Genomic DNA, 13,747 nt, shown 5'->3' with positions numbered 1-13,747 from the left:
ACAGCTTTGGCGGTGCGGGGGCGGGCGGGACGGGCGGCGCGGAACGGGATGATCGCGCCTCGCCCGTCTTAACCAGCTTTTAACCATGCGCTAGGCAGATTGTGCCGGTCTAAACCGGAAGGCCTCCCCGTGTCGGTCACCGATCTCCCCGTCGTCGCGATGTTGCGCAACCGGATGCAATGGCAGCAGACGCGCCAGAAGGTCCTGGCGGAGAACGTCGCCAATGCCGACACGCCGGGCTTCCGGGCCCGCGACCTCAAGGCGCCGCGCTTCCAGCCGGACGGCGCCCTGGCGGCCGCGGGGCTGCCGGGTCTCGGCGTCGAGCGCACCAGCGGCCTGCACCTCGCCGGGAGCGGCGCGGGCGGACCGTCTGAGGAGCGCACCGGCACCCGCTTCGAGATGACGCCGAGCGGCAACGCGGTGAGCCTCGAGGACGAGATGCTCAAGGCCGCCGACAACCAGGGCGACTACCAGCTCGCGAGCCTCCTCTACCGCAAGAGCCTGCAGACCCTGCGTACCGCGGTCGGCAGATAGTTCCCGGCGAAGGCCGGCAGTTCCTTCCGGGCGGTCTCCGTCGCGTCGCGTCGCACCGGCCCCCATCCGCTTGATCGTCACTCCGGCCGCAAGGTGGCTTCCATGGATTTCAGCAAGGCGATCGGCATCGCGGCCTCCGGGCTCAAGGCTCAGTCGGGCCGGATGCGGGTGATCTCGGAGAATATCGCCAACGCGGATTCGGCGCCGACCAGCGCCACCGCCGAGCCCTACCGGCGCAAGATCCCGACCTTCAGCAACCACGTCGACCGCGCGCTCGACGCGACGGTGGTGGATCTGGGCAAGGTCCGCCGGGACCAGGGCCCGTTCCGTTCCAAGCAGGACCCGGGCAACCCCGCCGCCGACGCCAACGGCGAGGTGCGGATGCCCAACGTCAACGTCCTCGTCGAGACCGTCGACATGCGCGAGGCCCAGCGCTCCTACGAGGCGAACCTCAACATGGTCACGCTCACCAACCGCATGGTGTCCCGCACCATCGACATCCTCAAGGCCTGACCATGACCACCAACGCCTTCGCGGCCGGCGCCTACGCCGCCATCCAGAACATCGGCCGCCCGCAGGCGGCCGGCACGGCCGGGACGGGGGAGAGCGGCTTCACCCAGCTCCTCTCCTCGGCCCTCGACGGGGTCTCGGAGGCCGGCAAGCGCGCCGACGGCCAGGCCATGGCGGTCGCCGCCGGCAAGGCCAACGTCGTCGACGTGGTGACGGCGGTGGCCGAGAGCGAGACCGCGCTCCAGACCCTGGTGGCGGTGCGCGACCGGGTGATCTCGGCCTACGAGGACATCATGCGGATGCAGATCTAAAGGAACCGTCTCCGCGATGACCGGCCTCGCCATCCTCGACGTCGCCCGCGACGGCATCTTCACCTTCCTCAAGGTCGCCGGCCCGCTGATGGTCGTCGCCCTCGTCGTCGGCCTCGTCGTGTCGCTGTTCCAGGCCCTGACCCAGATCCAGGAACAGACCCTGATCTACGTGCCCAAGATCGTCGCGGTCTTCGCCGCGATGCTGTTGATGCTGCCCTTCATGGGCGATGCGCTGGCCGGCTACATGACCCGCATCGCCGCGCGGATCGCCTCGGGGGGTTGAGCGGGCGGACAATCCGCCCGAGAAGCGTGAGACCCTCCACCCGCTCCCGAATCGGCCGGACGTGAACCTCCTCCTGCCCGGCCTCGCCTCGGCCTACCTCCTCACCTTCGCGCGGGTCGGCACCCTGGTGATGCTGATGCCGGGCGTCGGCGAGGCGATGGTGACGCCGCGCCTGCGCCTCGCCTTCGCGCTCCTCCTCTCCCTCGTCCTGTTCCCGGTCGCCCGCCCGCTGCTGCCCGGCGGCACGGGGCCGGAGCCCGGCGGCCCCGGCACGGCGCTGATCGGCGTGCTGATCGGCGAGATCGCGGTCGGGCTGGTGCTGGGCTTGAGCGTTCGGGCGGTGATCGCGGCGCTCCAGACCGCCGGCACGGTCGTGGCCCAGCAGCTCGGCCTCTCCTACGCGATGACCGTCGACCCCGCCCTCGGCAACCAGCAGGCGACGCTCGGCAGCTTCCTGAGCCTGCTCGGCCTCACGCTGGTGCTCGCGGCCGACCTCCATCACCTCGCGCTCCAGGGCATCCGCGATTCCTACGCCCTCATGCCGCCCGTCGGCATGCCGGCGACCGGCGACGCCGCCGCCTTCGCGGTGCGGGCGGTGGCCCGCGGCTTCACCCTGGCGGTGCAGATCTCGGCCCCGTTCATCGCCTTCGGCATCCTGTTCAACCTCGGCCTCGGCGTTCTCTCGCGCATGATGCCGCAGATGCAGGTGTTCTTCGTCGCCACCCCGGCCTCGATCATGATCGGCATGCTGGTGATGCTGGCGACGATCGGGGTGATGATGGGGGTGTTCGTCGACGACCTCGGCCGCTTCCTGGCCGATCTCGGGAGACCGTGAGCGCATGTCGGACGACGCCGACCAGGAAGACCGCACCGAAGACCCGAGCCAGCGACGCCTCGACGACGCGATCAAGCGCGGCGACGTCGCCACCAGCCAGGAGGTCACCACTTTCCTGATGCTCGGCACCTTCACGCTGGTGCTGATGGTCGGCGCCGCGCCGGTGGCGCGCGGGCTGCTCGCCGAGCTGCAGGGCCTGCTCGCCCACCTGCACGAGGTTCCCTCCGATCCGGCCGGCTACCTGGCCTTCGGCCGCCGCGCCGTCGTCGCCGCGGCGCTCGCCCTGGCGGTGCCGGTCGGCGCGGTGGCGGCGGCGGCCGTCGTCGGCGGCCTCGTCCAGCACCCGCTGGTCTGGACCGCCGAGACGCTCGGGGCGAAGTGGAGCCGGGTCTCGCCGATGGCCGGCCTCCAGCGGCTGTTCGGGCCCGAGGCCTGGTTCCAGTTCGGCAAGGGCCTCGTCAAGATCCTGCTCGTCGGCGTCGCCGCCGGCCTCGTCCTGTGGGGTGACCGCGACCGGCTCGAGGCCTTCGTGCGGCTCGAGCCGCCGGCCATGCTCCAGGGCACCCTCGCGCTCTGCCTGCGGCTGATGGGCGCGGTGCTGGCGGCCTACATCGTCGTCACCCTCGGCGACGCGCTCTACCAGCGCTTCCGCTGGCGGGCCAAGCTTCGCATGACGAAGCAGGAGCTCAAGGAGGAGATGAAGGAGCAGGACGGCAACCCGGAGGTGAAGGGGCGGATGCGCCAGATCCGCATGCAGCGGGTCAAGAAGCGCATGATGGCGGCGGTGCCGGACGCGAGCGTGATCGTCACCAACCCGACCCACTATGCCGTCGCCCTGCGCTACGAGGCCGGGATGGCGGCGCCGGTCTGCGTCGCCAAGGGCGTCGACGTCCTGGCCCTGCGCATCCGCGAGGTGGCGCGCGAGCACGGCGTGCCGGTGGTCGAGAACCCGCCGCTGGCGCGCGCGCTCCACGCCACCGTCGAGATCGACGCCGCGGTGCCCCCCGAGCATTACCGCGCGGTGGCCGAGGTGATCGGCTACGTGATGCGCCTGCGGCGGCGCCCTTGATACGAGGTCCGGAGGGTTATCGTCCGCGCACCGCATCGAGAGGGCCCGCGCGGCGCCTGGGCGAAGCCGTATGACGAAGTCCCGGGAACGAACCGGGAATTCATTCCACGGAAACGCCGCGCCTGCTAGGGAACGGACGAGACCGGCCCGTGACGGGCAGCATGAGCGGGACCCGGACGCGGCGCCGGCCCCTGGGGAGTGTCGAGGCGACATGCCGGAGTTGAGCCCATCCGCGGCGGAGGCCGCCCTCGACCGCTCCGAGCGGCCCGGCCGGGTCAGCCTGCTGCTGCTGCTCGCCGGCCTCCTCGTCGGCGCGGCGGTGGGCCTGAGCTTCGTCGCCAACGAGCAGGCGCAGCCGATCATCCTCGGCCTCCTGGCGCTTCTCGCCATGGCGGGCGTGTTCTGCCTGTTCGCCTTCGCCATCGGCGCGATCCAGCTCACCGGCCAGGGCACCCGCAACGACGTCACCAAGGCGGTGGTCGATGCCGCGCCCGACGGCATGATCGCCATGGAGGAGGGTGGCCGGCCGATCTACGCCAACGCCGCCTACCTGAAGCTTGCCGGCAGCGACACCTTCACCAACCTGCGTCCCGTCGAGCGGGTCTTCGTCGGCTCGCCGGAAGTGTCGGAGGCGGTCTATCGCCTGGCGCAGGCGGCGCGCGAGGGCCGCTCCCTGTCGGAGGAGATCCGCATGGCGCCGCCGCCCGGCGGCACGGCGGAGCGCGATTTCGCCTGGTTCCGCATCGGCGTGCGGCCGCTGCCGCTGCCACGCCGACCCGTCGCCCTGTGGAGCGTCGCCGACATCACCCACGAGCGCGAGCGCCAGGAGAACGTCTTCCAGGAGCTCCAGCACGCGATCGACTACCTCGACCACGCCCCGGCGGGTTTCATGGCGGTCGATCCAAAGGGCTCGGTCGTCTACATGAACGCCACGCTGGCGGCCTGGCTCGGCCACGACCTGGCGCAGGTCGGCTCGGGGGGCCTGCGCCTGTCCGAGATCCTGCCCGACGATCTCGGACCGGTGCTGATCGGCGGCAACGGCCAGCCCGGCGAAGTCCGCACCGACCGGTTCGACCTGGATCTCCGCCGGCGCAACGGCCACCCGCTCTCGGCCCGGCTTTACCACCGCGTCGCCTACGGCCAGGACGGCCGGCCCGGTGATTCCCGCACCCTCGTCCTCAACCGCTCCGCCGGCGGGGAGACCGACGATCCGCAGCAGGCGGCCGAGCTGCGCTTCGACCGCTTCTTCAACACCAGCCCGGTCGCGGTGGCGACGCTCGCCGCCGACGGGCGGCTGGTCCGCGCCAACGCCTCCTTCGCGCGCCTGTTCGGCACCCTGCCGCGCACCGGCGACGGCAGCGAGCTGGGTCCGCCGGTACGCGACTTCGTGGTCGAGCGCGACCGCCACGTGATCGAGGCCGCGGCGCGGGCCGCCGCGGAGGGCCGCGGCGACGTGCCGCCGGTCGAGATCGGGGTCTCGGCGCCGGTCAACCGCTCGGCCCGGATCTGGCTCAGCCCCGCCGGCACCGCCGGCGGCGCGGAGGGCGCGGTGATCCTCTACGCCCTCGACACGACCGCCCAGCACCAGCTCCAGCAGCAGGTCAACCAGGCCCAGAAGATGGAGATGGTCGGCCAGCTCGCCGGCGGCATCGCGCACGACTTCAACAACGTGCTCCAGGCGATCATCGGCTACTCGGACCTGCTGCTGGCGAGCCACCGGCCGGCCGACCCGGCCTTCCAGGACATCATGCAGATCAAGCAGAACGCCAACCGGGCCGCGAGCCTGGTGCGGCAGCTGCTGGCCTTCTCGCGCCGCCAGACCCTGCGGCCGGAGGTGATCCATCTCGGCGAGGCGCTCTCCGACCTCACCCTGCTGCTCAAGCGCCTGCTCGGCGAGCGGGTCGAGCTCGACCTCAAGCACGGCCGCGACCTCTGGCCGGTCAAGGCCGACGTCAACCAGTTCGAGCAGGTGATCGTGAACCTCGCGGTCAATGCTCGCGACGCCATGCCGGAGGGCGGGCGCCTCCTGATCCGCACCGCCAACATGACCGCCGAAGCCGTCGGCGCCCTGCGCCTCAACGGGTTGCCGGGCGCCGACCACGTGCTGATCGAGGTCAGCGACACCGGCACCGGCATGACCCCGGAGGTGATGGAGAAGATCTTCGAGCCGTTCTTCACCACCAAGGAGGTCAACAAGGGCACGGGCCTCGGCCTCTCGACGGTGTTCGGCATCGTCAAGCAGTCCGGCGGCTACATCGACGTGCGCTCGACCGTCGGACAGGGCACGGTCTTCGCCATCTACCTGCCGCGCCACGTGCCGGTCCCGGAGGCCGAGACCCCCGACCCGCTGCCCGAGATCGCCCCCCCCGCCTCCGGCGCCACCGCGGCGCTTGCCGCCGCGCCTGCGGCGGAGGCCCCCAAGCCGCCGGCCCGCGACCTCACCGGCCACGGCACGATCCTGCTCGTCGAGGACGAGGATCCGGTCCGCGCCGTCAACGGCCGGGCGCTCACCGCCCGCGGCTACACGGTGCTGGAGGCGGCCTCGGGCCTGGAAGCGCTGCAGATCATGCAGGAGCGCGAGGTGCCGGTCGACCTCGTCGTCTCCGACGTGGTGATGCCCGAGATGGACGGCCCGACCCTGCTGCGCGAGCTCCGCAAGGCCCATCCCGGCCTGAAGGTGATCTTCGTCTCCGGCTATGCCGAGGACGCCTTCCGCAAGAACCTGCCCGACGGCGAGGAGTTCAACTTCCTGCCCAAGCCCTTCAGCCTCAAGCAGCTCGTCGAGACGGTGAAGACCACGATGGCGGGGTGAGGGCGCCAGCATCGCCCGCCGGACTTGCATTCATGTATGTAACGAGGAGGCGGCCATGAAGAGCGCGATCAGCATGCGCGCACTCCAGAAGATGTCGGCTGGAGCCATCCAGGCCCTGCCGCATCCGGCGCCGATCGAGAACGGCACCGCGACCGTCGGCGTCCTGCTGCCGATCCACAGCGGACCCGAGGAGTATATGCAAAAGGTTCCGGCGGACATCCGGGCCGCCGCAGCCAAGCATTCACCTGAGGAAGAGGCTGCCATCGATCGGCTGCGGGCTGAGCGCGGTGCGGAGTGACGGAGGAGCCGGATACGGAAGATCGCCCCACGATGGCGTCCCTCCGACGTTCTGGCCATCGAACACGAAACTCATCCTGAGTGCTGTCCTGGGATGCCGCTCCCTGCCGGCTTTCGAAGTGATCTCGCGCAAGAGGTCCATCGCGACCTCCGCACGCGTCGCCGACGAAGCGCGGCGCGTCTTGAGAGGAGACCTGTCGGATCTCCCATCTGACGCGCTGGCGCGCGAGGAGGCGATTCCGGGAGGCATCCATGTGATCGCAGCTCACGCCTATGCGGCTTCCCTCGACCGTGCGGCCAGCGTCCTCTCCGACGCCCATGTCCTCGCCTGCGCCTGGCTGCTCGACGCCGACATCTGGAGCCACGACCGCGATTTCGCCGGGACCGGATGGCCGTCCTGGTCGAACGCCGACCTGCTCCGCGTCCTCGGCGGCGCCCGACCCCCTGGCAAATCCCCCGGCGAATTCCTCATCCGCCCTTGTCGGATGAGAACAAAACAGGTACATAAACGCCAGCCGCGCGATTGAGACTTGTCGCCCCTCCTGCCATAAGGACCCGCCGAGATGGCTCAGCCCCAGATGCGACTGGTGGAAAACCCGACCATGGACAAAGACAAGTCGAAGGCGATCGACGCCGCCCTCGCCCAGATCGAGCGCGCCTTCGGCAAGGGCTCGATCATGCGGCTCGGCAAGGGCGACAAGGTGCAGGAGGTCGAGGTCGTCTCGACCGGGTCGCTCGGCCTCGACATCGCGCTCGGCGTCGGCGGCCTGCCGCGCGGACGCGTGGTCGAGATCTACGGCCCGGAATCCTCCGGCAAGACCACGCTCGCCCTCCACACCATCGCCGAGGCCCAGAAGAAGGGTGGCGTCTGCGCCTTCGTGGATGCCGAGCACGCCCTCGACCCGGTCTATGCCCGCAAGCTCGGCGTCAACCTCGACGACCTCCTGATCTCCCAGCCCGATACCGGCGAGCAGGCCCTCGAGATCACCGACACCCTGGTGCGCTCCGGCGCCATCGACGTGCTGGTGGTCGATTCGGTGGCGGCGCTGACCCCGCGGGCCGAGATCGAGGGCGAGATGGGCGACCAGCAGCCGGGCCTCCAGGCCCGCCTGATGAGCCAGGCCCTGCGCAAGCTCACCGGTTCGATCTCGCGCTCGAACTGCATGGTCATCTTCATCAACCAGATCCGGATGAAGATCGGCGTGATGTACGGCAGCCCCGAGACCACGACGGGCGGCAACGCGCTGAAGTTCTACGCCTCGGTGCGCCTCGACATCCGGCGCATCTCGACCCTGAAAGACCGCGATCAGCCGATCGGCAACAGCGTCCGGGTGAAGGTGGTCAAGAACAAGGTGGCGCCGCCGTTCAAGCAGGTCGAGTTCGACATCATGTTCGGCGAGGGCGTATCGAAGGTCGGCGAGCTGATCGACCTCGGCGTCAAGGCCGGCATCGTCGAGAAGTCGGGCGCTTGGTTCTCCTACGACAGCCAGCGCCTCGGCCAGGGCCGCGAGAACTCGAAGGGCTACCTGCGCGACAATCCCGACATCGCCAACAAGATCGAGGCCTCGATCCGGCAGAATTCGGGCCTCGTCGCCGACAAGATCCTCGAGAACGCCACGCCGACGGCCGACGACCTCGACGAGGGATCGGCCTGATCCGACGGATCGGTTCCGACGATATCGGGGGCCGCCGCGCGACGAGCGCGGCGGCCCTTCCCGTTGTGCGGGACGGTGGGGAAGACAGACGAGGCGCGGGCTTTAGGGCACCCCCGGCCCCGACCAGCCGAACAGCCCGGCGAACACGAAGCCGATGCCGACGATCGCCACCCCCCAGACCGGCGTGCGGATCCACGGGAGGCCGAAGCCGTAGATCGGCAGGTAGAGGAGCCGGGCCCAGAAATAGAGCTCCGCGCCCCACGCCACCGCGCCGCCCTGCCGGCCGGAGACGGCCGCCGCCAGCACCAGGGCGGCAAAGAGCGGGAAGGTCTCGAAGAAGTTGGCGGAGGCGCGCTTCAGCCGGGCGGCGGCGCCGGTGACCTCGCCCTCGCTCTCGCGGTTGCCCGCCGCCCAGGCGAGCCCGCCGCGTTGCTTGAGCCCGGCGGCGGAGGCCGCCATGACGTGGATGAGGCCGAGGGCGGCCGAGAAGGCGAGGAGGCGGATTTCATCGGTCATCGGGGCGTTGGGTCCTGCCGGGCGGGCCGGCGGCCGCGCTTGCCTGACGTCACTTAGCGGCGCCGCTCCGCCTCGACACGGGGGGAGCGCGTGACTAAAGACACGCGGATGCATCCGCGGGCCGCCCGCCGGTGCGCCGATTTTCCGAGCCCGCCTTCGCCCGGCCCGCCTTCCGCAGAGACGATTCTTCCCATGAGTGGCGTCAACGAGATCCGGTCCACCTTCCTGGACTACTTCGCCAAGCACGGCCACGAGGTGGTGCCGTCCTCGCCGCTGGTGCCGCGCAACGACCCGACATTGATGTTCACCAACGCCGGCATGGTGCAGTTCAAGAACGTCTTCACCGGCGTCGAGAAGCGGCCCTACCAGCGCGCCGCCACGGCACAGAAATGCGTGCGCGCCGGCGGCAAGCACAACGACCTCGACAACGTCGGGTACACGGCGCGCCACCACACCTTCTTCGAGATGCTCGGCAACTTCTCGTTCGGCGACTACTTCAAGCCGCTGGCGATCGAACTGGCCTGGAACCTCGTCACCAAGGAATTCGGGCTATCGCCCGAGAAGCTGCTCGTCACGGTCTATGCCGACGACGAGGATGCCGCCGCCCTGTGGCGCAAGATCGCCGGCTTCTCGGACGACCGCATCATCCGCATCAACACCTCCGACAACTTCTGGCAGATGGGCGATACCGGCCCGTGCGGGCCGTGCTCGGAGATCTTCATCGACCAGGGTCCCGAGCTGAGGGGCGGCCCGCCCGGCAGCCCGGAGGAGGACGGCGACCGCTTCCTCGAGTTCTGGAACCTCGTGTTCATGCAGTACGAGCAGATCGAGCCGGGCAACCGGGTCGACCTGCCGCGGCCCTCGATCGATACCGGCATGGGCCTCGAGCGCATGGCGGCGATCCTCCAGGGCGTGAAGAGCAACTACGACACCGACCTGTTCCGCAGCCTGATCGACGCCGTGGCGCACCAGGTCGGCCGGGCGCCCGAGGGCAAGGCGACGGCGTCCTACCGGGTGATCGCGGATCACCTGCGCGCCTCGTCCTTCCTCGTCGCCGACGGGGTGCTGCCGAGCAACGAGGGCCGCGGCTACGTGCTGCGCCGGATCATGCGCCGGGCCATGCGCCACGCCCAGCTCCTCGGCTCCCGCGACCCGATGATGTACCGGCTGGTGCCGACGCTGGTGCGCGAGATGGGCCAGGCATACCCTGAGCTCGCCCGGGCCGAGAGCCTGATCGCCGAGACCTTGCGCCTGGAGGAGACGCGGTTCCGCCGCACCCTGGAGCGCGGCCTGTCGATCCTCGACGCCGAGACCCGCGACCTCTCCGAGGGCCAGAGCCTGTCGGGCGAGACCGCCTTCACCCTCTACGACACCTACGGCTTCCCCCTCGACCTGACCCAGGACGCCCTGAAGTCCCGCGGCATCACGGTCGATACGGAGGGTTTCTCGGCGGCGATGCAGCGCCAGCGCGCGGCGGCCCGCGCCGCCTGGTCGGGCTCCGGCGAGGCCGCCACCGAGACCCTGTGGTACGGCTTGCGCGAGCGCACCGGCGCCACCGAGTTCCTCGGCTACGACACCGAGGAGGCCGAGGCCGTCGTCACCGCGCTCGTGCGCGGCGGCGCCGAGGTCGAGTCGATCCGGGCCGGCGAGGAGGGCCTGCTCGTCGTCACCCAGACGCCGTTCTACGGCGAGTCCGGCGGCCAGGTCGGCGACACCGGCACGGTGACCGGCCAGGGCCTGCGCGCCCGGGTGACCGCGACCGAGAAGAAGCTCGGCGACCTCTTCGTCCACCACGTCGCGGTGGAGGAGGGATCCTTGAGCCTCGGCCAGCCGGTCGAGCTGAAGGTCGATCACGCCCGCCGCTCGGCGATCCGCGCCAACCACTCGGCCACCCACCTGCTGCACGAGGCCCTGCGCCAGGTGCTCGGCGACCACGTCGCCCAGAAGGGCTCGCTCGTCGCCCCCGAGCGCCTGCGCTTCGACATCAGTCACCCGAAGCCGATCGAGGCCGAGGAGCTGGCCCGGGTCGAGGAGATCGCCAACCGGGTGCTGCTCCAGAACGAGCCGGTGGTGACGAAGCTGATGGCGGTCGACGACGCCATCGCGTCGGGCGCCCGCGCGCTGTTCGGCGAGAAGTACGGCGAGGAGGTGCGCGTCGTCTCCATGGGTCGCGACACCGCCACGGACGGCCGGCCCAGGACCTTCTCGGTCGAATTGTGCGGCGGCACCCATGTCGGGCGCACCGGCGATATCGGCCTGGTGACGGTGCTGGCCGAGAGCGCGGTCGGCGCCGGGGTGCGCCGGATCGAGGCGATGACGGGCGATGCCGCCCGACGCCATCTCGCCGGCGAGAGCCGCCAGCTCGCGGCGATCGCCGCCCTGCTCAAGGCGCCGGTGGCCGAGGCGCCCGATCGCCTGGCCGCCCTCCTCGACGAGCGCCGCCGCATGGAGCGCGAGCTCTCGGACGCGCGCCGCAAGCTCGCCATGGGTGGCGGTGCGGCCGGCGGCGGCGATGACGGCGTGCGCGAGGTCGCCGGCACCAAGCTGATGGCCCGGGTCGTGCAGGGGGTCGAGATGCGCGACCTCAAGAGCCTCGCCGACGAGGGCAAGAAGCGGCTCGGCTCCGGCATCGTGGCGATCGTCGGCGTGGCGCCGGACGGCAAGGCCGGTCTCGTCGTCGGCGTGACCGAGGATCTGATCGGCCGGTTCGACGCCGTCGCCCTGGTGCGCGCCGGCTCGGAGCGGCTCGGCGGCAAGGGCGGCGGCGGACGCCGCGACATGGCCCAGGCCGGCGGTCCCGACGGCGCGGCGGCCGAGTCCGCCCTGGAGGCGATCGGGGCGGCCCTCGCGGCCGCGTGACCGCGCGGCGGCTTCGCGGCCGCCCCCGGGGCGTCATGGGTGACGCCTCGATGGCCGCCCGCCGGTCGGGCGAGCATGACACGACCGGGAGCGGGCGACCGCTCCCGGCGCGACCAATTCGTCGGCTCGACGGATCGCCTGTTCGGGCCGTGCCGAAGATCTGCCCGGTCGTCCCGGCCATTCGGCGCGTCGGCCATGGTCCCGTCTGTCATCGATCGGACATCCTGGACGGACGCCGATTGCCGCTCGTCTCGTGCGAGCGACCGCGATCGACGGCCGACCTTGCTCGCCCGGTATCGCCGAAGTAGAGGCTGCGGGAATGCGGCCCTGGCGGATCCGGCCGACGCGGTTGTGCCATGATCGCCGGGCATGAGCCCCGGCTTGGTCAGGACGCGCGAGATCGGAAGGTGGGCAGGATGCAGGTCATCGATCAGGCGATACCGGCGGTGAAGCTGGTGATCCCGAAGCGGCACGGCGATGCCCGCGGCTGGTTCTCGGAGACCTACCGGGCCGACATCATGGCGGCGCACGGCGTCGAGGACCACTTCATCCAGGACAACCAGTCCTTCTCGGCGCAACAGGGCACCGTGCGCGGCCTGCACTTCCAGCGCCACCCCTTCGCCCAGGCCAAGCTGATCCGGGTGCTGGCCGGCGCGATCCTCGACGTGGCGGTGGACCTGCGCCGGGACTCGGCCACCTACGGCCGGCACGTCGCCGCCCGCCTCGACGCCGGGAACGGCTACCAGCTCTACGTGCCGATCGGTTTCGGGCACGGTTTCTGCACCCTCGAGCCGGACACCATGGTGGCCTACAAGGTCGCCGGCGGCGTCTACAGCCCCGAGCATGACGGCAACCTGCGCTGGAACGACCCCGATCTCGCCATCGACTGGCCGGTGAGCGAGGCCGAGGCCCAGCTCTCGGCCAAGGACAAGACCGCGCCCCGCTTCGCCGATCTGCCCCCGCTGTTCTGACGCCCCGACGGGCACCCACGCTTTCGGAGATCATTCACCCCATGCGCATCCTCGTCACGGGCGGCTGCGGCTTCATCGGCTCGGCCCTTGTCCTGCACCTCGTCCAGGAACTCGGCCACGAGGTCCTGACCCTCGACGCGCTGACCTACGCGGCGAACCCGATCTCGCTGATGCCGCTCAAGGGCAACAACCGGCATCGCTTCGCGGAAGCCGACATCTGCGACCACGAGACGGTCTCCAGGCTCTTCGAGGAGTTCCGGCCGCAAGCCGTGATGCATCTCGCCGCCGAGAGCCATGTCGACCGCTCGATCACCGGGCCGGGCGCCTTCATCCGCACCAACGTGGTCGGCACCCAGGTGATGCTGGAGGCGGCCCGCGCCTACTACAACACGCTTCAAGGCGCGGAGCGCGACGGCTTCCGCTTCCTCCACGTCTCGACCGACGAGGTCTACGGCTCGCTGCCGCCGGGCGGCTTCTTCACCGAGGACAGCCGCTACGACCCGCGCTCGCCCTACTCGGCCTCGAAGGCGGCCTCCGATCATCTCGCGCGGGCCTGGCACGAGACCTACGGCCTGCCGGTGCTGGTGACCAACTGCTCGAACAATTACGGGCCGCGGCACTTCCCCGAGAAGCTGATCCCGCTGATGATCCTCAATGCGCTCGAGGGCAAGAACCTGCCGGTCTACGGCGACGGCCAGAACGAGCGCGACTGGATCCACGTCGAGGACCATGCCCGCGGCCTCGTCGCGGTGCTGGAGAAGGGCCGGGTCGGCGAGACCTACCTGCTCGGCGGCCGCTCGGTGCGCAACAACCTCGACGTGGTGAAGACGCTCTGCGCGATCTTCGACCGGCTGCGCCCCGAGGCCGGCCCGCACGAGCGCCTGATCCAGTTCGTCACCGACCGTCCCGGCCACGACCGGCGCTACGCCATCGACCCGAGCAAGGCGGAAGCCGAAGTGGGCTACAAGCCGACCCGCACCTTCGAGCAGGCGCTGGAGGACACCGTGCGCTGGTACCTCGACAACGAGTCGTGGTGGCGCCCGATCCGCGAGGGCCGCTATTCCGGCGAGCGCCTCGGCCTGAGCGCGGAGTAGG

14 protein-coding genes are annotated in these 13,747 nt (G+C 70.6%); 13 read left to right on the top strand and 1 reads right to left on the bottom strand.

The window, feature by feature from the left end; genetic code table 11:
* The first annotated feature begins 129 nt into the window (after positions 1-129).
* The 10 genes from flgB to recA all read left to right on the top strand — a co-directional run bounded on the left by flgB (position 130) and on the right by recA (position 8,306).
* The gene (flgB, locus tag G4G93_RS25310; RefSeq protein ID WP_165088532.1) at positions 130-534 is read left to right on the top strand and encodes a flagellar basal body rod protein FlgB; all 405 of its coding nucleotides are present in this window, start codon (positions 130-132) and stop codon (positions 532-534) included.
* A 102-nt stretch (positions 535-636) separates the two neighbouring features.
* Positions 637-1,047 carry a flagellar basal body rod protein FlgC gene (flgC, locus tag G4G93_RS25305; protein ID WP_165088529.1) on the top strand — a complete coding sequence of 137 codons (411 nt, stop codon included), beginning with the start codon at positions 637-639 and terminating at the stop codon, positions 1,045-1,047.
* A gap of 2 nt (positions 1,048-1,049) precedes the next feature.
* Positions 1,050-1,355 carry a flagellar hook-basal body complex protein FliE gene (gene fliE, locus G4G93_RS25300; RefSeq protein WP_165088526.1) on the top strand — a complete coding sequence of 102 codons (306 nt, stop codon included), beginning with the start codon at positions 1,050-1,052 and terminating at the stop codon, positions 1,353-1,355.
* A 16-nt stretch (positions 1,356-1,371) separates the two neighbouring features.
* Positions 1,372-1,638 (top strand): flagellar biosynthesis protein FliQ, encoded by a 267-nt coding sequence (fliQ, locus tag G4G93_RS25295; RefSeq protein ID WP_139039904.1) that lies wholly within the window; start codon positions 1,372-1,374, stop codon positions 1,636-1,638.
* A 61-nt stretch (positions 1,639-1,699) separates the two neighbouring features.
* The gene (gene fliR / locus G4G93_RS25290; protein WP_165088524.1) at positions 1,700-2,473 is read left to right on the top strand and encodes a flagellar biosynthetic protein FliR; all 774 of its coding nucleotides are present in this window, start codon (positions 1,700-1,702) and stop codon (positions 2,471-2,473) included.
* Between the two features lie 4 nt (positions 2,474-2,477).
* Complete coding sequence (gene flhB / locus G4G93_RS25285; RefSeq protein WP_165088521.1) at positions 2,478-3,542, top strand: flagellar biosynthesis protein FlhB; 1,065 nt, start codon at positions 2,478-2,480, stop codon at positions 3,540-3,542.
* Between the two features lie 211 nt (positions 3,543-3,753).
* A complete protein-coding gene (gene cckA, locus G4G93_RS25280) occupies positions 3,754-6,354 on the top strand; it encodes a cell cycle histidine kinase CckA (RefSeq protein ID WP_165088518.1) in 2,601 nt (866 codons plus the stop codon).
* Positions 6,355-6,409: 55 nt separating this feature from the next.
* Complete coding sequence (locus G4G93_RS25275; protein WP_165088516.1) at positions 6,410-6,652, top strand: hypothetical protein; 243 nt, start codon at positions 6,410-6,412, stop codon at positions 6,650-6,652.
* Positions 6,642-7,178: a PIN domain-containing protein gene (locus tag G4G93_RS25270; RefSeq protein ID WP_165088513.1), complete on the top strand. Its 537-nt coding sequence runs from the start codon at positions 6,642-6,644 to the stop codon at positions 7,176-7,178. The genes G4G93_RS25275 and G4G93_RS25270 overlap by 11 nt, the downstream gene beginning before the upstream one ends.
* Before the next feature lie 36 nt (positions 7,179-7,214).
* On the top strand, positions 7,215-8,306 hold the full coding sequence (gene recA, locus G4G93_RS25265) for a recombinase RecA (RefSeq protein ID WP_165088510.1): 1,092 nt from the start codon (positions 7,215-7,217) through the stop codon (positions 8,304-8,306).
* 102 nt (positions 8,307-8,408) lie between these two features.
* Here the strand turns inward: recA and G4G93_RS25260 are convergent, their stop codons facing one another.
* On the bottom strand, positions 8,409-8,822 hold the full coding sequence (locus G4G93_RS25260) for an MAPEG family protein (protein ID WP_165088508.1): 414 nt from the start codon (positions 8,820-8,822) through the stop codon (positions 8,409-8,411).
* Between the two features lie 192 nt (positions 8,823-9,014).
* Here G4G93_RS25260 and alaS point away from each other — a divergent pair, with 192 nt between their 5' ends.
* From alaS to rfbB, 3 genes are all read left to right on the top strand, one after another.
* On the top strand, positions 9,015-11,681 hold the full coding sequence (gene alaS, locus G4G93_RS25255) for an alanine--tRNA ligase (protein ID WP_165088505.1): 2,667 nt from the start codon (positions 9,015-9,017) through the stop codon (positions 11,679-11,681).
* Positions 11,682-12,097: 416 nt separating this feature from the next.
* Positions 12,098-12,652: a dTDP-4-dehydrorhamnose 3,5-epimerase gene (gene rfbC, locus G4G93_RS25250; RefSeq protein WP_165088502.1), complete on the top strand. Its 555-nt coding sequence runs from the start codon at positions 12,098-12,100 to the stop codon at positions 12,650-12,652.
* Between the two features lie 41 nt (positions 12,653-12,693).
* Entirely contained in the window at positions 12,694-13,746 is a 1,053-nt protein-coding gene (gene rfbB, locus G4G93_RS25245) for a dTDP-glucose 4,6-dehydratase (protein ID WP_165088500.1), read from the top strand.
* Position 13,747 lies beyond the last annotated feature (1 nt).

It is taken from the genome of Methylobacterium sp. DB0501 (assembly GCF_011043735.1).
In the GTDB taxonomy this organism is placed as follows: domain Bacteria; phylum Pseudomonadota; class Alphaproteobacteria; order Rhizobiales; family Beijerinckiaceae; genus Methylobacterium; species Methylobacterium alsaeris.
This window is presented reverse-complemented; position numbering and strand designations above follow the sequence as displayed.

Excerpts from the sequence above, each read along its gene's own strand:
- flhB (WP_165088521.1), top strand. The coding sequence starts at position 2,478 with ATGTCGGACGACGCCGACCAGGAAGACCGCACCGAAGACCCGAGCCAG.
- alaS (WP_165088505.1), top strand. The coding sequence starts at position 9,015 with ATGAGTGGCGTCAACGAGATCCGGTCCACCTTCCTGGACTACTTCGCC.
- fliE (WP_165088526.1), top strand. The coding sequence starts at position 1,050 with ATGACCACCAACGCCTTCGCGGCCGGCGCCTACGCCGCCATCCAGAAC.
- G4G93_RS25275 (WP_165088516.1), top strand. The coding sequence starts at position 6,410 with ATGAAGAGCGCGATCAGCATGCGCGCACTCCAGAAGATGTCGGCTGGA.
- G4G93_RS25260 (WP_165088508.1), bottom strand. The coding sequence starts at position 8,822 with ATGACCGATGAAATCCGCCTCCTCGCCTTCTCGGCCGCCCTCGGCCTC.
- fliQ (WP_139039904.1), top strand. The coding sequence starts at position 1,372 with ATGACCGGCCTCGCCATCCTCGACGTCGCCCGCGACGGCATCTTCACC.
- recA (WP_165088510.1), top strand. The coding sequence starts at position 7,215 with ATGGCTCAGCCCCAGATGCGACTGGTGGAAAACCCGACCATGGACAAA.
- rfbC (WP_165088502.1), top strand. The coding sequence starts at position 12,098 with ATGCAGGTCATCGATCAGGCGATACCGGCGGTGAAGCTGGTGATCCCG.
- flgC (WP_165088529.1), top strand. The coding sequence starts at position 637 with ATGGATTTCAGCAAGGCGATCGGCATCGCGGCCTCCGGGCTCAAGGCT.
- cckA (WP_165088518.1), top strand. The coding sequence starts at position 3,754 with ATGCCGGAGTTGAGCCCATCCGCGGCGGAGGCCGCCCTCGACCGCTCC.
- rfbB (WP_165088500.1), top strand. The coding sequence starts at position 12,694 with ATGCGCATCCTCGTCACGGGCGGCTGCGGCTTCATCGGCTCGGCCCTT.